17 protein-coding genes are annotated in these 18,003 nt (G+C 72.9%); 11 read left to right on the plus strand and 6 right to left on the minus strand.

The genetic code is table 11. The features are described from left to right. The first annotated feature begins 283 nt into the window (after positions 1 to 283). Genes K2224_RS19735 through K2224_RS19745 form a run of 3 tightly spaced genes read left to right on the plus strand, consistent with a single transcriptional unit; the run spans position 284 to position 4,031 of the window. Positions 284 to 871, plus strand: a complete 588-nt coding sequence (locus K2224_RS19735) for a (2Fe-2S)-binding protein (protein WP_221907829.1) — start codon at positions 284 to 286, stop codon at positions 869 to 871. Further along, on the plus strand, positions 868 to 1,878 hold the full coding sequence (locus K2224_RS19740) for a xanthine dehydrogenase family protein subunit M (RefSeq protein WP_221907830.1): 1,011 nt from the start codon (positions 868 to 870) through the stop codon (positions 1,876 to 1,878). Before K2224_RS19735 ends, K2224_RS19740 begins: the two co-directional genes overlap by 4 nt. After that, entirely contained in the window at positions 1,875 to 4,031 is a 2,157-nt protein-coding gene (locus K2224_RS19745; RefSeq protein WP_221907831.1) for a xanthine dehydrogenase family protein molybdopterin-binding subunit, read from the plus strand. The genes K2224_RS19740 and K2224_RS19745 overlap by 4 nt, the downstream gene beginning before the upstream one ends. Positions 4,032 to 4,094: 63 nt before the next feature. Here K2224_RS19745 and K2224_RS40715 read toward each other — a convergent pair whose 3' ends face one another. After that, the gene (locus K2224_RS40715) at positions 4,095 to 6,014 is read right to left on the minus strand and encodes a serine/threonine-protein kinase (RefSeq protein WP_260692813.1); all 1,920 of its coding nucleotides are present in this window, start codon (positions 6,012 to 6,014) and stop codon (positions 4,095 to 4,097) included. A gap of 217 nt (positions 6,015 to 6,231) precedes the next feature. Then, positions 6,232 to 6,693 carry a hypothetical protein gene (locus K2224_RS19755; RefSeq protein WP_221907832.1) on the minus strand — a complete coding sequence of 154 codons (462 nt, stop codon included), beginning with the start codon at positions 6,691 to 6,693 and terminating at the stop codon, positions 6,232 to 6,234. A 243-nt stretch (positions 6,694 to 6,936) separates the two neighbouring features. Here K2224_RS19755 and K2224_RS19760 point away from each other — a divergent pair, with 243 nt between their 5' ends. Next, entirely contained in the window at positions 6,937 to 8,169 is a 1,233-nt protein-coding gene (locus K2224_RS19760) for an FAD-dependent oxidoreductase (protein ID WP_221907833.1), read from the plus strand. 55 nt (positions 8,170 to 8,224) lie between these two features. Here the strand turns inward: K2224_RS19760 and K2224_RS19765 are convergent, their stop codons facing one another. Further along, positions 8,225 to 8,497, minus strand: coding sequence for a hypothetical protein (locus K2224_RS19765; RefSeq protein ID WP_221907834.1), 273 nt, complete (start codon positions 8,495 to 8,497; stop codon positions 8,225 to 8,227). A gap of 67 nt (positions 8,498 to 8,564) precedes the next feature. Beyond that, positions 8,565 to 9,791: an acyltransferase gene (locus K2224_RS19770; RefSeq protein WP_260692815.1), complete on the minus strand. Its 1,227-nt coding sequence runs from the start codon at positions 9,789 to 9,791 to the stop codon at positions 8,565 to 8,567. 604 nt (positions 9,792 to 10,395) lie between these two features. On the opposite strand from K2224_RS19770, the gene K2224_RS19775 reads away from it, so the two are divergent. The 3 genes from K2224_RS19775 (at position 10,396) to K2224_RS19785 (ending at position 13,065) form a co-directional block, all read left to right on the plus strand. Then, the gene (locus tag K2224_RS19775) at positions 10,396 to 10,617 is read left to right on the plus strand and encodes a ferredoxin (protein WP_221907835.1); all 222 of its coding nucleotides are present in this window, start codon (positions 10,396 to 10,398) and stop codon (positions 10,615 to 10,617) included. After that, complete coding sequence (locus K2224_RS19780) at positions 10,607 to 11,974, plus strand: NAD(P)/FAD-dependent oxidoreductase (RefSeq protein ID WP_221907836.1); 1,368 nt, start codon at positions 10,607 to 10,609, stop codon at positions 11,972 to 11,974. Before K2224_RS19775 ends, K2224_RS19780 begins: the two co-directional genes overlap by 11 nt. 458 nt (positions 11,975 to 12,432) lie before the next feature. Next, positions 12,433 to 13,065, plus strand: a complete 633-nt coding sequence (locus tag K2224_RS19785) for a GNAT family N-acetyltransferase (protein WP_221907837.1) — start codon at positions 12,433 to 12,435, stop codon at positions 13,063 to 13,065. 159 nt (positions 13,066 to 13,224) lie between these two features. Here the strand turns inward: K2224_RS19785 and K2224_RS19790 are convergent, their stop codons facing one another. After that, a complete protein-coding gene (locus K2224_RS19790; RefSeq protein WP_221907838.1) occupies positions 13,225 to 13,488 on the minus strand; it encodes a hypothetical protein in 264 nt (87 codons plus the stop codon). Positions 13,489 to 13,678: 190 nt separating this feature from the next. On the opposite strand from K2224_RS19790, the gene K2224_RS19795 reads away from it, so the two are divergent. The 3 genes from K2224_RS19795 (at position 13,679) to K2224_RS19805 (ending at position 15,970) form a co-directional block, all read left to right on the plus strand. Further along, positions 13,679 to 14,719, plus strand: coding sequence for a beta-ketoacyl-ACP synthase III (locus tag K2224_RS19795; protein WP_221907839.1), 1,041 nt, complete (start codon positions 13,679 to 13,681; stop codon positions 14,717 to 14,719). Positions 14,720 to 14,780: 61 nt separating this feature from the next. Next, positions 14,781 to 15,026 carry an acyl carrier protein gene (locus K2224_RS19800; RefSeq protein ID WP_221907840.1) on the plus strand — a complete coding sequence of 82 codons (246 nt, stop codon included), beginning with the start codon at positions 14,781 to 14,783 and terminating at the stop codon, positions 15,024 to 15,026. Between the two features lie 26 nt (positions 15,027 to 15,052). Further along, positions 15,053 to 15,970, plus strand: coding sequence for an alpha/beta fold hydrolase (locus K2224_RS19805; RefSeq protein WP_260693485.1), 918 nt, complete (start codon positions 15,053 to 15,055; stop codon positions 15,968 to 15,970). On the opposite strand, the gene K2224_RS19810 is transcribed toward K2224_RS19805, so the two are convergent. Beyond that, positions 15,964 to 16,692 (minus strand): TetR/AcrR family transcriptional regulator, encoded by a 729-nt coding sequence (locus tag K2224_RS19810; protein ID WP_260692817.1) that lies wholly within the window; start codon positions 16,690 to 16,692, stop codon positions 15,964 to 15,966. The genes K2224_RS19805 and K2224_RS19810 overlap by 7 nt on opposite strands. A 228-nt stretch (positions 16,693 to 16,920) precedes the next feature. Here K2224_RS19810 and K2224_RS19815 point away from each other — a divergent pair, with 228 nt between their 5' ends. Then, positions 16,921 to 17,883, plus strand: coding sequence for an alpha/beta fold hydrolase (locus K2224_RS19815; protein ID WP_221907842.1), 963 nt, complete (start codon positions 16,921 to 16,923; stop codon positions 17,881 to 17,883). Positions 17,884 to 18,003: the final 120 nt, after the last annotated feature.

Here is an 18,003-nt window from a genome sequence, read left to right on the forward strand (position 1 = left end):
AAGGCTCCGGCGGCGGACGAGCGGCGAATCCGGCCGGTGAGGAGCCCGGCGGCCACCGCGACCACGATCCCGCCGCGCCCCCGAACCGTCCGCATCGACCGTACCGCCACCTCCGACGCCGCAACGCACCGCACCACCTCGCTCCCGCCCGGACATTCCGGTTCCTTCCGGTCGTTCCCAGCCACCGGGAACGATCCGATTCCGCCGCCCGACCGCGGCGGACCGGCGGCCCCCGACGGGCCTGCCGCCCCTTCGACGTGTGAGACGTGAAAGAAGGCAGAACATGGCCCCATCGACGGCCGGTGCCATCACCTTGACCATCAACGGCGAGAAGCACACGCTGCCCGTCGACAACCGCACCACCCTGCTCGACGCGCTGCGTGAGCGGCTCGGCCTGACCGGCACCAAGAAGGGCTGCGACCAGGGGCAGTGCGGCGCCTGCACGGTGCTGCTCGACGGGCGGCGGGTGGTCTCCTGCCTCCAGCTCGCGGTGGCCGCCGAGGGGCGGGAGGTCACCACCATCGAGGGCGTGGCCGACGGCGAGCGGCTGCACCCGGTGCAGCAGGCGTTCCTCGACCTCGACGGCTTCCAGTGCGGCTACTGCACGCCCGGACAGATATGTTCGGCCCTCGCGGTCATCGAGGAGCACGCCGCGGGCTGGCCCAGCGCGGCCACCACCGACGTCCGGCCGGAGGCGGGCGTGCCGCGGCTGACCGCCGACGAGATCCGGGAGCGGATGAGCGGCAACCTCTGCCGCTGCGGCGCCTATGTGTCGATCGTCCAGGCGGTCGCGCGGGCGGCGGAGGAGACGGCGCGCGCGACGGGCCGGGCGGATGTGGCGGACATGACGGACGTGGAGGGCGCGGCATGAGGGAGTTCGACTACCGGCGGGCGTCCGACGTTCCGGACGCCCTTGCACTGCTGGGCGCCGAGCCCGAGGCCCGTTACCTCGGCGGCGGCACCAACCTCGTCGACCTGATGAAGAGCGGCGTGGAGCGGCCCGCGCTCCTCGTCGACGTACGGGAGCTGCCGCTCGACCGCATCGAGGCCACCCCCGAGGGCGGGCTGCGGATCGGTGCCACGGTCACCAACAGCGACCTGGCCGCCCACCCCGAAGTGCGGCGCCGCTACCCGGCGTTGACGCAGGCGGTGCTGGCCGGCGCCTCCGGGCAGCTGCGCAACATGGCCACGGTGGGCGGCAATCTGCTCCAGCGCACGCGCTGCGCCTACTTCACCGACCTCGCCAGGCCGTGCAACAAGCGCGTCCCGGGAAGCGGTTGCGCGGCCGTCGCCGGCGAGCACCGCAATCACGCGATCCTGGGCGCCTCCACGCACTGCGTGGCCGTCCACCCCTCGGACATGGGCGTGGCCCTGGCCGCCTTCGACGCCGTGGTGGAGTACGCCACGGCCGACGGGCCGGGCGAGGTGCCGCTCGCGGAGTTCCACCTCCCGGTGGGCGACACGCCCCACCGGGAGACCGCGCTGCCGCCCGGCGCACTGATCACCGGCCTCACCCTGCCGCCCGCGCCGGTCGCCGCCGTGTCCCGCTACCGCAAGGTGCGCGAGCGGGCCTCGTACGCCTTCGCCATCGGGTCGGTCGCCGCCGCCCTCGACGTCCGGGACGGCACGGTCCACGACGTCCGGCTGGCCCTCGGCGCGGTCGCGTCCCGGCCGTGGCGCGCAGGGGCGGCCGAGCGGGCGCTGCGCGGCGGTCCGGCCACCGCCGAGGCGTTCGCCGCCGCCGCGGACGCCGAGCTGGCCGCCGCCGAGCCGCTGCCCGGCAACGGATACAAGGTGACGCTGATCCGGAATCTCGTCGTCGCCGTGCTCACCGAGCTGGCCGAGGAGAGCCGGCAGACCGAGGAGGCCGCCCGATGACCACCACCACGACCGGGCTCGCCCCGGTGACCGGAGCCGTCGGCACCGCGCACACGCGTCGGGAGGGCCGGGACAAGGTCACCGGCGCGGCCCGCTACGCCGCCGAGATACCCTTCGCCGGCCTCGCCCACGGCTGGCTGGTGGTGTCCACCGTCGCCCGCGGCCGGATCCGCCCCATCGACACCGCACCGGTCCTGGCGATGCCGGGGGTGCTCGCCGTCCTCCACCACGGGAACGCCCAGTCGCTGGCCTCGGGTTACACCGGCCCGATGGGGCCGGCCGATCCGACGCTCCAGCTCTTCCAGCACGACCGGGTGCCGCACGCCGGCTGGCCGGTGGCCCTGGTCGTCGCCGAGACCTCCGAAGAGGCCAGGGAGGCCGCCGAATCGCTGGTGGTCGACTACGACGAGGAGGTACCCGACGTCGCGTTCGCCGCCGGGCACCAGGAGGCGTACGTCCCGGTGGGCGGTCGGGCCGAGGCGGAGCAGGGGAAGGGGGACCTGGCGGCCGAACTCGCCGCGTCCGCAGTGGTGGTGGACGCGGAGTACACCACGCCGGAAGAGCACCACCACCCGATGGAGCCGCACGCCGCGACCGCCTACTGGGACAGCGGCCGGCTGGAGGTCGTCGACTCCAACCAGGGCAGCATCTTCGTCGCCCAGGAACTCGCCCTGCTGTTCTCGCTCGAACCGTCCGCGGTCCGGGTGCGCTCCGAGCACGTCGGCGGCGGCTTCGGCTCCAAGGGCACCCGTCCGCACCAGGTGGCGGCGGCGATGGCGGCGACGGTCCTGCACCGCCCCGTACGCGTCGTGCTGACGCGACGTCAGATGTTCTCGCTGATCGGCTACCGCAGCCCCACCGCACAACGGGTCCGGCTCGGCGCCGACCCCGACGGACGGCTGCGGGCCCTGGACCACCAGGGGCTCAACCAGACCTCGAAGGTGCACGAGTTCGTCGAGCGCAGCGCCGATGCGGCGCGGGCGATGTACGACGCGGACGCGCACCACACCGTCAGCCGGGTGGTCCGCCTCGACGTGCCGACGCCGACGTGGATGCGGGCCCCGGGCGAGGCCCCGGGCTCGTTCGCGCTGGAGTGCGCGATGGACGAACTCGCCGAGAAGTGCGGCATCGACCCGATCGCCCTGCGCGCCCGCAACGAGCCGACCGTCGGCCCCGTCTCCGGCCTGCCCTACAGCAGCCGCCGGCTTCTCGCCTGCTTCGAGGAGGGCGCCCGCCGCTTCGGTTGGAACGAACGGGACCCGCGCCCCGGGGTCCGGCGGGACGGCCGCTGGCTGTTGGGGACGGGCACCGCGGCCGCCTCGTTCCCCACACTGGCCGGCCCGAGCACGGCGGCGGTGACGGCGGAGGCGGACGGCACCTTCACCGTGCGGATCACCGCGGCGGACATCGGGACCGGGGCACGGACCGCGCTGTCCCTGGTCGCCGCGGACGCGCTGGCGGTGACGCCGGACCGGGTGGCGATCCGGATCGGTGACAGCGACTTCGGGCCGGCCATGATCGCCGGCGGTTCGGCGGGCACCCGCTCCTGGTCCTGGGCGATCACCCTCGCCGCCCGCGAACTGCGCGAACAGCTGGCCCTGGGCGGCGACATCCCGCCGGAGGGGATCACCGCACGTTCGAACACCGCGGACGCCATCGGCGCGCTGCCGCCCCGTGAACGGCACGCCTTCGGCGCGCAGTTCGCCGAGGTCGCGGTGGACGTCGCCACCGGCGAGGTGCGGGTCCGGCGGATGCTGGGCGTCTTCGCCGCCGGCCGGATCGTCAACCCGCTCACCGCACGCAGCCAGTTCGTCGGCGGCATGATCTGGGGGCTCTCCATGGCCCTGCACGAGGAAGCGGTCCGGGACCACGGCACCGGCACCCATGTCGGCGCCGACCTCGCCGGCTACCACGTCGCCGCCAACGCCGACGTACCGCTCGTCGAGGCGGACTGGGTGGACGACCCGGACGAGGACGACCCGGTCGGCATCAAGGGCATCGGCGAGGTCGGCATCGTGGGCGCCGCCGCGGCGGTCGCCAACGCGGTCTGGCACGCGACCGGCGTCCGCCACCGCCACCTGCCGATCCGTCCGGACCGGGTCCTGACGTCCGGCGGGGCCGCACTCCCCCGGCCGCCGGGCGGCCGCGCCTGACGACGCGCCCGGTCGCCGCCCGGTTCCAGGCGGGGCGGCGACCGGGCGCACCCCTGCCCACTCTCAGGCAACCTTCGTACAGAGAATGCTCCGACCCTCGTACACCTGCCACGAATACGTGTAGTGGCCGGGGTCGGGCGGGCAGGCGCGCGTCCCCGCCGAGGCCGGCAGCACCGCCGTGACCTGCATGATGAATGCGAACTCCCGCGGCACTCGACCGGCCCCGCAGTTCCACAGGGTGAGCAGGTTGCCACCGCCCGGCCGGCCTCCGTTGGACCGGGCGAGGAAGCACTGGCCGACCCGGAACTGCCGCTCCACACACAGGTTGACGGACGAGTGGTCCGCGGCCGCGTGCCACCAGCCGCCCAGCCCCGGCCCGGACGGACAGCTTCCGGACCCGAGCACGGATCCGACCCGCAGATAGGCGTTGGCCGCCTGGCAGTCCACCCGGTCCGGGGCCGTCGGGCTCCAGCCGCCGTACCCGTTCGCATAGCCGTCCAGGCAGTCCCCGGCCCGCACGGACGAGAAGGCCAGGTCCTCCGCGCTCGGCGTACGGGACGTGACCGGCGTGGGCGACGGGGAGGGCGAGTACGGCGTCGGGCTCGCACTCGGCGAGGGACTGAAGCTGTAGCTGCTCCCACCGATCCCGCCGGAAAGCCCCCCGACTCCCCCGCCCCGGTACGTACTGCCGCCGCTGCCACCCACGCCACTGCTGCTGCCGCTGATACTGCTACTGCTCGGCAGACCGTTCGCCGAGCCCGCAGAGCCGATGTGCTCCCAGGGCTTCCAGAACAGCACCACGAGCGCGATGACCCCCAGCACGGCCCAGAACGCGCTCGCCGAGGACCCCGACGACGAGGAGGCGCCCGAAGACGCGGAACCGGAGGCGGACCGCGACTTCGCGGCGGGCGCGGGGGCAGGAGCGGGCTTCCGGACCGGCGGCGCCGGCGACTTGGGGCGCGGCGGACGGGCCGTCCCGCCACGCTTCTCGGTGTAGACCCGCGTGGGCTTCGGCGGCGGCACCCGCCGCGTCCGCATGTCCGCCGTGGGCGCCTCCGCGCCTCCCCCGCCCGTCCCGAGCGCCCGCCCCTGGGCCTCGTACTCCCCGATCAGGGCCGTCCACCGCGCTGGCAGCCGGCCGGCGCCGGACTTCGGTGCGGGGGCCCGGTCGAGTTCGGCCAGCGCGCGCCGCAGCACCTCTGCGGGTTCGGGCCGGTCGCGCGGATCGGCGGCCAGACACGGCCGGACCAGACCGGCGAGCCCGTTCGGGAGGCCCGTGAGGTCGAGTTCGCCGCGCTGGACGAGGGTGAGCAGCCGGATGGTGTCGGACGTCTCGGGGTAGGGCGGACGGCCGACGGCGGTGTGGAAGAGCGTGGCGCCCAGCGAGTACACGTCGGACGCCCGGGTGGAGGGCTCGGCGCGGGCCTGTTCCGGCGAGGTGAACGCGATGGTGCCGAGCGTCAGTTGGGTCCGGGTCATGTCGTTGGCGTGCGAGATGCCGAAGTCGATCAGTCGGGGCCCGGACCGGGGCAGCAGGACGTTCTGGGGCTTGATGTCCCGGTGGACGATCTGCGCCTGGTGCAGCACCACGAGGGCCTGTGCGACGCCCGCCGCGACCCAGTGCACCGCCTGCGTCGGCAACTTCCCGGCGTCGCGGACGAGTTCGGCCAGCGAGGGCGCCGGTATGTACTCGATGGCCATCCAGGGGCGTTCGGCATCCGCGTCGGCATCGAGGACACGAGCCGTGTGGGCGCTGTCGATCCGCCGGGCGAGCTTCACCTCACGGGCGAACCGGCGCCGGTCGGTGTCGCCGAGGGCGCCCTCGGCGAGCAGTGTCTTGACCGCGACCAGCGCCCCGTCCTTCGTGGACCGCGCCACATAGACGCGCCCCATACCGCCCGAGGCGAGCCGCGCCAGCAGTTCGTAGGCGCCGAGCCGCCGCGGGTCGTCACCCCCGAGCGCCCTGATGCCCGCACCGGCCATCCCCCGTCACCTTCCCCCGTGTTCCGTCTGTCGCGACCCCGCGTGGTGATGCGGAGGCGACAGTCGTCCATGACGTCAAACACTGTCATGGCGGGGCGAGTTGAGGAAGGTGCGGTGCCGGTGGCGCCCCCTGGCAGACTGCGGACCAGGAGGCGCCGTCGACTCATTGCCTGAACCATTGCCGGGGCCGGCCGAGTGCGGCCGGCCGTGGCCGGGGTCACTCCACGTGGACGGTCCTGATGTCGGTGGTGCGGTCCACGGACGGGTGGCCGCCCTTCGGGCCGTCGACGCCGTAGAGCACTCCGCGGAACTGAAGGACTCCGCGGTGGGTGGCCTTGACCTTCGTGTCGACCTTGGCATCGACCACGTCGATGTCCGCGATGTGGCCGCACTTGACGGTGTGCCAGGCGCCCTTCGTGCCGACGCGCTGCTGGGCACAGAACACGCCGTACCGGAGGGCGTCGCTGCCCCCCTGGCCCTTGACGTGCACGGTCTGGCCGACCTTGACGGTGCCGGGCGACGCACTCAGGTCGGCGCTGCCCTTGGCGAACGCCGGGGTGACGGCCAGTACGGCCGCGGCCGCGCCCACGGCGGTGACGGTGACGAGGCGGCCGCCCCGACGCCCCAGGATCCCCCGCGCGGCGCGCCCGTTGCCTGCTTTCTTCGCTTCGTCGGTCATCTTTCTTTCCCTCCCCTTTTATCGGCCCGATCGGGCCTCGCACCATAAGAGGGGGATTACGCGTGATGCGTTCCAGTCAAGTGCGCCCGCTGTCGTACGGCGGGGCGCCTGCGGAGGCCGGGCGCGGTGTCACGGGTGTGGCGAACGGAGGGACGTGGGGCTGATGTCCACCGCGATACCGGGTATCTGTGCCGGTGGCCGCGCCGGGACCGGTCCGGACCGTGGCGGAAGGGAGCGGTTGTGGTGGAGCGGACGACATGCTGTGTGGTGGGCGGTGGGCCGGCCGGGATGGTGCTGGCGCTGCTGCTGGCGCGGGCCGGGGTGGCCGTGACGGTCCTGGAGAAGCACGGGGACTTCCTGCGGGACTTCCGGGGGGACACCGTGCATCCCTCCACGCTGGCGCTGCTGGACGAGTTGGGGCTCGGCGAGCGGTTCGCCCGGTTGCCACAGCGCCGGGTGACGACCGTTCAGCTGCCGCTGGGGCCGGAGGGCTCCCTGATGACGGTGGGGAACATCGCCGCGCTGGGCGGCCCGTTCAACTACGTCGCGATGGTGCCGCAGTGGGACCTGCTCGATCTACTGGCGGACGAGGCCCGGCGGGAACCGTCGTTCTCGGTGCGGATGAGTACCGAGGTGACGTCGTTCCTGAAGGAGCGCGGCCGGGTGACGGGGGTCCGGTACCGCACGGCCGACGGCGGGACGGGGGTGCTGCGGGCGACGCTGACGGTGGCCTGCGACGGCCGGGGTTCGCTGGCCCGGGCCCTGCCGGAGCTCGGACTGCGGACGTTCGACTGCCCCATGGACGCCTGGTGGTTCCGGCTCCCGCGGCGGGACGGCGATCCGCACGGGCTGGTGGGCGGGGCCGGCGACCGGCTGCTCAGCGCCATGATCGACCGCGGGGACTACTGGCAGTGCGCGGCGCTGATCCCCAAGGGGTCGGACGCCGCGCGGCGCGCCGCCGGCCTGGAGGCGTTCATGGTGAACTACGCCTCGGCCGCGCCCTGGATCGGCGACCGGGTGCGGTCGCTGCGCTCCTGGGACGAGGTGAAGCTGCTGGACGTGCGGCTCGACCGGTTGCGGCGCTGGCACCGGCCCGGGCTGCTGTGCATCGGCGACGCGGCGCACGCGATGTCGCCGGTCTTCGGGATCGGCATCAATCTCGCGGTGGAGGACGCGGTGGCGGCCGCCCGGCATCTGGTCCGGCCGCTGCGGGCGGGCCGGGTGGGCCTGCGGGACGTCCGGGCGGTACAGCGCCGGCGGTGGCCGACGGCGGCGTTGACGCAGGCGTTGCAGCGGTTCGCCCACTCCCGGGTGATCGAGCCGGTGCTGGCCGGCCGGCCACCGTTCGACAATCCGAGGAGGGCCCAGTGGGTGGCCGAACGGTTCACCACCTCGCGGTGGCTGAACCGGGTCCCGGCGTACTTCCTGGCGTACGGCGCGGTGCGCGAGCGGCCGCCGGCCGAGTCGGTGCGGTGAGACGGCGGAACGGGCCGCGGCATCGCACGCCGGGGCCCGTTCCGCCGTCTTCCGGTCAGTCCGTCACTTCTGCCAGCCGGAAGGGGCCGGCCGCTCCGGGCGCGTACATCACCGGCAGGGTGCGCCCCCGTGGGACGACCACGATCGGCTCCTCGCGGTACTCCCGCAGGAAGTGCTCCAGCGGCTCCCAGATCATGCTCCGGTATCCGGCCTCGGTCCGCTGCTGCTCGAAGGACAGGGTCAGGGCGGAATCCTCCACGGTGACGCTCACGGCGCCCACCTCGAGCCATTCCCCGCCGATCCAGGCTTCGAGTCGTACGTAAGACATGACGCAAGGGTGCCTGGTGCCGCACCGGCCTGGCAATCAGGAGGTGCGGCAGGACCTCGTCAAATCCTCATTGGGACGGTCGCTGGCCGCCCACGCGGTATTGCTCGGTGACGGCCGGTGGCGCGACCGGGGCCGAGGCCGGAGCCGGGGCAGCGCCTTTGGCAGCGGTATCGGATTCCGAAGCCGCCTGACTCTTGGAATTACGGCGCATTTCCTGGAGGCCCTTTTGGATTCCGTCCCGCAGCCATTTACCCAGGGGCCGCTCCACCAACCGGTGCACCCCATAGGAAAGGACCAGTATAAAGGCGACGATGGCGGACAACAGGACGGGAGCCGGAAGCTTGTTGCGCAGCAGGTCGATGAGGGTGAATCCGATGTACATGTGCAGCAGGTACAGCGGGTACGTCAACGAGCCCGCGGTCACCAGCCAGCGCCACCGCACCTTGTCGAATGCCCCGAGGGCGATCGCCGCCATGATGCCGAAGGCCAGCAGGACGCCGACGCGGGCCGGCCAGCCGTGCACCAGGCTGGCCTTGGCGCCGACGTTCATCAGCAGGCGGTAGTGGACGTAGTGCTGGGCCAGCAGGAATTCGACCGCGACAATGGCCCAGAGCAGCAGGGTCGGCTTGAAGCGGTGCATCAGGTAGAACGCGATGCCGGCGATGAAGTAGGGCGAGTAGGGCGCGATGGCCCACACCGACAGGAAGTCGCTGTCGGCCTTGAGCGCGACGACTCCGGCCACCGTCCACAGGGCGCAGAAGAGCACACACCGGCGATAGGTGACGCCGCGGTACACGACGAGGGCGAAGAGCAGATAGAACTTCAGCTCGACGAAGAGCGACCAGTAGACGTCGTCCAGGTCGGAAACCCCCACGCCCTGCTGGAGCATGGTGAGGTTTGTCAGCACCGTTTCCAGATTGTCCGCGCTGCGGACATGCGGCCAGAGCGTGAGGACCGCGGTGGTCAACAGAACCCCGACCCAGTACGCCGGATAGAGGCGGGAGACCCGGGATTTCACGAAGTCACCGAGCGAGCGACCCCAGGCACTCATGCAGATGACGAATCCGCTGATGAGGAAGAAGACCTCGACGCCCAGCCAGCCGAATTGGGAGACGTGGTAGAGGGTGGTCGAGATCGCGTGCGGTTCCTTGCCCCAACCATCACGGAGCGTGATGTAGTGATAGGCCAGCACCATGAGCGCCGCCACGAGGCGTAGGCCGTCGAGGACATAGAGTCTGGAATGCCCTTGCCCCTTCCCTGGTGCGGCCAGAGTTCCAGGCACAGCGAAGGGCATCCCGCGGTTCCTCACAGTCGGTAGGGCAACGATCCCCCTATCCCATCTCATACTCGGGACAGGGAAGGCAAGTTCGGTTGAAATGATCGCAAAAAATTTTCGCAGCACCAGGTGGGGCGTTGCGTAAAACACGTTTCCGTCGATGCTGGGTGCCCCACCTCAATCCGGGTCAATACGGATATCGGCCACACGGTGGGGCACACTCCCCGACCGGTCGGAACTCCCCGAGAACACAACCGGAACATGCTCTTCCGGAGCCGACGCCCCAGTCCGGCACGGCGGTTCCCCGGATACTTCGATCGTCCACAACCTTCCCGATGTCCGTTATTTCTATGCTGCGCCATAAGGGTTCGCAGCGTATTTCCCGGTACCGGGCGAAAATTCTCCGCGGTGCCCCGTCCCCGATTTCCGACCGGGCCACCGGGGGTGATGCGAGAAGTTGACGGCCCGTTCCACGTCACCGCTGTGACGCTCACCTCGTGCCGATCGTCACCGTCCCCCACCCTCACTCCCTGTGCACACCCCTCCGGCCCACCACCGCCCGCGCCGCCAACCGAGGACGAGTAGGACGGAGTCGACGGCTCGCGCGGAGGAAGGGTGCGGAATGCAGATCGTGGTCGACCTCAACCGGTGCCAGGGCTATGCGCAGTGCGTCTTCCTCGCGCCCCGGGTCTTCGAGCTGCACGGTGAAGAGGCGCTGCGGTACGCACCGGCGCCCCCGGAGGAGCAGGCGGAGCGGGTGCGGCGGGCGGCTGCGGCCTGCCCGGTCCAGGCGATCCTCGTCGGCGAGCAGGCCGGGGCGGGAGCGGGCGCCGATGTCCGCTGAGCTGAAGCAGGGGCGGATCGTCATCGTCGGTGCGTCGCTGGCCGGGCTGCGCGCGGCCGAGACCCTGCGGGACGAGGGCTTCAGCGGGGACCTCACCCTCGTCGGCGACGAGCCGCATCCGCCGTACGACCGCCCGCCGCTGTCGAAGCAGGTACTGCTGGGCCGGGTACCCGCGGCGGACGTCGGGCTGCCGGGCCGCCGCCCGGTGGACGCGCACTGGAAGCTGGGGGTGCGCGCCAGCGGCCTCGACCCGGCCACGAAGGAGGTGCTGCTGGCGAACGGCGAACGGCTGCCGTTCGACCGGCTGCTGATCACGACGGGAACCCGCGCCCGGCCCTGGCCGCACCCCGAAGAGGCCCGTCTGGACGGGGTCTTGACGGTGCGCACGATCGAGGACGCCGGCCGGCTCGCCGAGCGCCTGGACGCCGGGCCGAACCGGGTACTGGTCATCGGGGCGGGCTTCAGCGGGTCGGAGATCGCCTCCGCCTGCCGGGAGCGCGGCCTGGCCGTGACGGTCGCCGAGCGCGGCCCGGCGCCGCTGGTCGGGGCGCTCGGCGGGACGCTGGGATCGTTCGCGGCGCGGCTGCAGCGCGCGCACGGCGTGGATCTGCGCTGCGGGGTGACGGTCACCGCGCTCACCGGCGCCAACGGGCGGCTGACCGGCGCCGAACTCTCCGACGGCAGCCGGATCGAGGCCGACGTCGCGGTGGTCGCCCTGGGCGCGGTCCGCAACACCGAGTGGCTGGCGGGCTCGGGGCTCGCCGCGGGTCCGCGGGGTGTGGCCTGCGACGCCGGGTGCCAGGCGTTCACCATGTACGGGATCGTCACCGGCGAGGTGTTCGTGGCCGGGGACGTGGCCCGTTTTCCGCACCCGCTCTTCGGATACCAGATGTTGGCACTGGAGCACTGGGGGAACGCCGTGGAGCAGGCGGAGGTGGCGGCGCACAACATGGTCAACCCCGGTCCGCTGCGGCGCCCGCACCTGGCCGTACCGTCCTTCTGGTCCAGCCAGTTCGGGCTGAACATCAAGTCCGTCGGCGTCCCGACCTTCTCGGACCAGGTGACCATCGCCCAGGGCTCGGTCGAGGAGGGCCGGCTGGTCGTCGCCTACGGCTACCGCGGCCGGATCACCGCCGCGGTCAGCGTCGACCGCGCCAAGTGGCTGGACCACTACCGGCATCTGATCGAGACCGCCGCCCCGTTCCCGCCCGGGCCGGGCGCCGCCGACCGGCCCACGGCACCGAAGGTCGTGCCCTCCGACGTCCCGGACCCCAAGGTCCTCTCGCACGGGCCGACGGTCGCGCTCACCGGTCATCTGCCGGACCGCCGGCTGGCCGTGGTGCGCCCGACGGCCTGACCGCCTTCGGCAACGGCGTCCGCAACCGCTTCGGCGCCCCCAGGCCCCGCCGTACCGGCACAGTCCGATCCTGCGCGGGCCGCGACACCTGTCGATCGACAAGGGAGGAGGGTGATCGGCGAGGGAAAAAGCCTGAGTTGACGAGCAGCCCGATAGATCAGGTATATCGGGTCACGGAGCGGTGTCGGCGGCTTCGTCGGGGGCTTCCGCGGTGGCTTCGCCCCCGGCCGGCCGCTCGGCGATCGTCAGTTTCAGCCGGCCGTCCTCGACGTCGGCGAGGACCGTGTCCCCGGGCCGCCCGCCGTCGTCGTCGTTCGCCCGTACCCGGCCGATTCTTCGCCGGGTCGTCGCGGCGAGCGACAGGAGGGGCTGCCCGTCGCGGTAAATGGGGGTGCCCGCGCCACCCCGGGGAAGTAATGTGCACTGCCGTTGAGTGGCACTTACTCGGGGAGGGTTCGATGGTTCCTGATCTCGTCAGGATGTGGGTGGCAGGCTGGGTGGTCTCGCGCGGGCGTCCCCGCGCGGTGCAGCACCCTTGGGGGCTCTATGTCGACGTGGGCCGCCCGGAGCAGGTGGGCCGCCATGTGCTGCCCGACCCCGACGAGTCCGCCGTGCGCGCGGCCGCCGCGTCGGTGACCGTCCCGTACACCTGGCTCAAGGCGCCCGTGGAGACGGAGACCGTCGAGCGGTGGCTCCCGGCGGGCTGGGTGGCGGACAGGGGAGCGGCAGGCCATCTGATGGCCGCCGATCTGCGGGCGACCCACCCGGTACCGCCCGAGGACTACCGCGCCACCGTGGAGACCACCGACGGCGTCACCCACGTCGAGGTCCGGGACGCGCACGGCGGGCTCGCCGCGCAGGGCCAGATGGCCGTCATCGGCCCGGCGACCGTCGTCGACCAGGTGCAGACGGAGAAGGCGCACCAGCGGCGCGGCCTCGGCGGCTTCGTGATGCGCACGCTGGCCGACCACGCGGTAGCCGAGGGCGCGACCCTCGGCATCCTGGGCGCCACCGACGAGGGCCGCGCGCTCTACGAGTCGCTCGGCTGGCAGCGGCACGCAGCACTCGCCGCCTGCATCTATCGCCCCTAGGCCCCGTCGTCGAACTCCCGCCGTTCGCCCGGAGGGCGGGCCGGGCGGTGTCCGGTGCGTGCTCTCGGCGTGCCGGGGGGGGCGGCCCCTGTACTGGACGAGCGTCTTCCCCGGCACCGCCGGACTCACCCCGGACCCGCTCCACCACGGCTGGCGCGACTACGGCCCGCGGGTGGGCATCTGGCGGCTGATCGAGAGCCTGGACCGGCACCGGATCCGCGCCAGCGTGATGCTCAACTCCGATGTCGGAGAACGCTGTCCGCAGATCATCGAGGCCGGCCGGGCCCGCGACCGGGCCTGGATCGTCCGCGGGAAGGACAACTCCCGCTTCCAGGCCGACATGCCCCCGACGAGGAGCGCGCCCATCTGGCCGAGGCGGTCGACAAGTACCTGGACGAGGCACTGGAGTACATCGCCCAGCACCCGGGAGTGTGGCCGGCGACCAGCGACGGGATCGCCGAACACCACGCCAGGGCCACCGTCGGACAGCCGGCCCGGCAGCACGGCATCGCCCGGTACGGAGCAACACCACCGTCGTACCGGGCGCCGTCCCACGCCACGCGCCGGTGCCTCCACCGCCCCTCCGGCACGTCCGATTGATTACATTTATTCCATGTATCAGCCGGAGGACAGCGCACAGGCCCCAGCCGCCCCGACCGCGGTGCTGACCGGGCTCGGATCCTGGTTGCCGCCCCACGAGATCACCAACGACGAGCTCTGCGCCCACCTGGACACCTCGGACACCTGGATCCGCGAGCGGATCGGCATCTCCGTACGGCGTCGCGCGGACCCCAAGACCGCCACCGGGGACCTGGCCGCCGAGGCCGGCGCCCGCGCCCTGCGGTCCGCCGGGGTGACCCGGGCGGACGCGGTCATCCTGGCCACCACCACACCCGACCACCCGTGCCCGGCCACCGCCCCGGCTGTCGCGGCCCGGCTCGGACTGGGCGACGTCGCGGCGTTCGACGTCGCCGCGGGCTGCTCGGGATTCCTCTACGCCACGACGGTCGCGGCCGGACTGATCCGCTCCGGTACGGCCGGGCGGGTGCTGGTGATCGGCGCCGAGACGATGTCCGCCGTCATCGACCCCGAGGACCGTTCCACGGCGCCGATCTTCGGGGACGGCGCCGGCGCCGCCGTCCTGGAGGCCGGGCGCCCCGGCCAGGCAGGCGCGATCGGCAAGGTGGTGTGGGGCAGCGACGGCGCCCGCTCCGAAGCCATCGTGATCCCGGTCGGCGGCTCACGGAACCGCGACGGCCGGGACGCCGCACCGCCGAGCGAACGGCACGTCAGAATGCGCGGCAACGAAGTGCTCCGGCACGCCGTGCGCAGGATGACGGCCGCCGCCACACAGGCCGCCGAGGCCGCGGGCTGGGCCCTGGAGGACGTCGACCGGCTGATCGTCCATCAGGCCAACGCCCGGATCAGCGCCGGCGTCTCCGCAGCACTGGGCATCCCGCCGGAGCGGGTGCCGTCGAACATCGCGACGGTGGGGAACACCGCCGCCGCGTCCATCCCGCTGCTCCTCGCGGACGCCACCGCACAAGGCGCCCTCCACGACGGGCACCGCGTCCTGCTGGTCGCCTTCGGCAGCGGACTCGCCTGGGCCGCCACCACGCTGGTGTGGCCCGCCGGCCTCCGCGTCGAGATCTGACCCCGACGAGACCCCTCCGCGGCCGCGTCACCGCCAGGACCCGCCTCCCTAAGGACGTCACATGTACGCGCAGTTGAAGGAAATCCTCATCGTCCGCGCCGGACTTCCCGGCGAACCGATCGTCCCGGAGGCGTCCTTGGCCCGGGCCGGCATCGACTCCATGGCCATCACCGTGCTGTCCATGGCCCTCGAAGACGAGCTGAACGTGGTGATCGACGAGGACGAGCTGTCCGCGGCGTCGTCCGTCGCCGCACTCGCCGACCTCATCGCCGCACGCGCCGCCGCCTCCCTCCCCTCCACCCCGTAGCCGAGGAGGAGCCCGCCGTGGAAACCATGGAATTCGACGAGCGCCTGGTCCCGCTGTCCTTAAGGGACATGACCTACGCATGCCGGGTCCTCACGCCCCCGCACCGGTACGGCACCGAGCCGCTCATCCTGATCGGCGGCGCCCTCCAGGACATGCGCTCCTGGCCACGGCTGGAGCGCCGGCTCACCGCGCACACCCCCCTGGTGCTGCTGGACCTGCCCGGCACCGGGAGCGCCGGCGACCTGGCCGCCAGCGCAGGATTCGAGGTCCTGGCCGAGGCGGTACTGCACGCCCTCGACCGGCTCGCCCTGGACCGCGTCAACGTCCTCGGTGCCTCCTACGGCGCCCCCATCGCCTACCGCCTGGCACAGTCGCACCCGGACCGGGTCTCCCGGCTGCTGCTCGCCGGCGCCACGCCCCGGGTCGGCCCCCGGCTGACCGCGGTGGTCCGCCAGGGCCTGGCCCTGGTGGGCAGCGCCGAATCCAGCCCGGCCGACGAAGCGGCCCGCCGCGACTACGCCCGCAACGTCGTCGACATGCTGGTCAACCGCGCCACCCGGCACCGGGTCGTCCAGGGGTCAGCGGTCGCCCGGCTCCTGGAACGCCAGCTGATGCGCACCTCGCAGAGCGCCGCGCTGCGCTACGCGGCCTGTCACGAGCGGCTCCTGGACACCGACCTCTATCCGTCGGGCGGCATCGAGGGGGTGCCCGCCCTCGTCTTCACCGGCGAACACGACTGCGCCAGTTCACCGGAGGAGAACCGGGCCGTCGCCACCACCATCGCCGACTGCACCTTCCTCCTCCTCCGGGACGCCGACCACATGGCTCATCTGGAGCGCGAGGCCGAGTACGCGGACCTGGTCACGCGGTTCCTGCGCGACCAGCCCGTGCGCGGCCTTCCGTACTGCGTCACGGGGGCGGGCCCGCGGCTCGGGGGTCAGTAGGGCGCCAGGAGGCCGGCCAGTACCCGACGGACCACCCGCTCGAAGCGGCCGTCGGAGCCCGCGCCGCCGACGGCGTCGCGCGGACGGCCATCGGCCAACGCCCGTGCCAGCAGCGGATGTCCGCCCCGCCGGGCCACCGCGCCCAGGTATGCGGTCTGCGCCGCGTGACGGCCCGTCGGTGCCCGGCGGGCCCGCAGTTCGACCCCGGACAACATCGTGACCAGGGCGTTCAGTACGGCCACCGCCTCCAGTTTGGCCGGCCCGGTCAGCCCCGTCACCGGCTCCAGTGCCCGCAGGGCGAACTCCAGGTAGTCCAGCCCCCGCGGCCCCACCCGTAGGGCCTCCGGCGGGACCTCCAGCAACCATGGGTGCCGCAGCTGGACCTCGTGCGTCCGGGCGGCCAGCGCGACGAGATCGGCCACCGGGTCCCCCGTCAGCTCCACATCGAGGTCGATCTCCCCGGTCGCCGCGTCCACCATCAGATCCACCAGATCGTCCCGGCCTGACACATAGCGGTAGAGCGACGCGGGGCCCGTGGCCAGCTCGCGCGCCACCTGCCGGACGGACAGCGCGGCCAGCCCGCCCGCGTCGGCCAGCCCGATCGCGGCCGCGGTGAGCTGCTCCCGGCTCCGCTCCGGCGCGGGCCCTCGTGCTCCCCGTTCGGGCCGCTCCCACACCAGCACGGCCTCCGCCGCGTCCTCCCGCGCCGCCTTGCCGACCAACGAACCTCACCCGCCCCTTCCGCAACCCGACTCCTTGCTGATAACTATAACTCCATAACTGCGAACGCCGTTCGCAGTATTTTGACGGTCCGGCTCGTTCCGGCTCTCGATTCGGTTCGGCCCGGTCCGGTCCGCTGCTGCGCCGTCGATGAACGACGGAGCGCCACTACGGCCATGGCCGCTGCCATTGCTACTGCCGCTGCCACGGGAAAGGAACCTGGTGACCCGGTGACGAAGAACGAAACCCCGCCGCCCGCGTGGAGCCCCACTTGCTGGGCATCCAACGGTGAAGTCCACCTCGCTTACGACGAGTTGGCGAGCCGACAAGCCGACGCCGAGCCGCTGCTCCTGGTGACCGGTCTGGGCGTCTCCCGGCAGTGGTGGCCCACCGGCCTGGCCGCGACGCTGGCCGCCGCCGGCTTCGCGGTCGCCCGTTACGACCAGCGCGACGCCGGCGAGTCGACCCACCTGCCGCCCACCTCCGGTACCGGCCCCGTCGCCGCGCTCGTCCGCAAACGGGGCGACGCCTACACCGCCGAGGACATGGCCGACGACGCCATGGCCGTGCTGGACGCACTGGGTTGGGAGTCCGCGCACCTCTTCGGTGTGTCGCTCGGCGGCGCGATCGCCCAGCGCATCGCCTTGCGCCACCCCCGGCGCGTCCGCACCCTCACCTCCGTGTCGGCCGTCCCCGGCGACACCGCCGGCCTGGCCACGTTGCGCCACATCCGGCTGCGCACCCTCGTCCGGCTCGCCCGTATGCGGCACCCCCGCACCCCCGAGGGGAACATCGAGGCCGGCGTGGCGCTGGCCCGTCTCCTCCACTCCCCCGCGCACCCCTTCGACGAGCGGGCCGTCCGCTCCATGCTGACCGCGACACCCGACACCGGCATCCTGGACACCCGTGGCCAGAGCCGCCAGATCGGCGCCCAGTGGCACGGCCCCGGCATCGACCGCATCACGGCACCGACCCTGGTCCTGCACGGCCTGGACGATCCCCTCGTCAAGCCGTCGGGCGGCCGCGCGGTCGCCGCCCGCATACCGGGCGCACGCTTCGTGCCCCTGCCCGGGGTCGGCCACGACCTGCCGGAACCGGTCTGGCAGGAGGTCGCGGACCACGTGCGCCGCCTCGCCGAACTCCGACCGCCGGCCACTGACCACGGGCCGCCGACCGCCCTCGCCCGCGGGTGACCGGCCCGCGGCCCGGGTCGAGCGGGCAGCCGACGAGCGGGGGCCGGTACGTTCTTCGCGTGAACCGCCTTCTGCTGCCGGACTCGTGACGTCTGCGGGGGGGGACCGAGGAACACGACG

The sequence above is a fragment of the Streptomyces sp. BHT-5-2 genome, assembly GCF_019774615.1.
Lineage (GTDB): Bacteria > Actinomycetota > Actinomycetes > Streptomycetales > Streptomycetaceae > Streptomyces.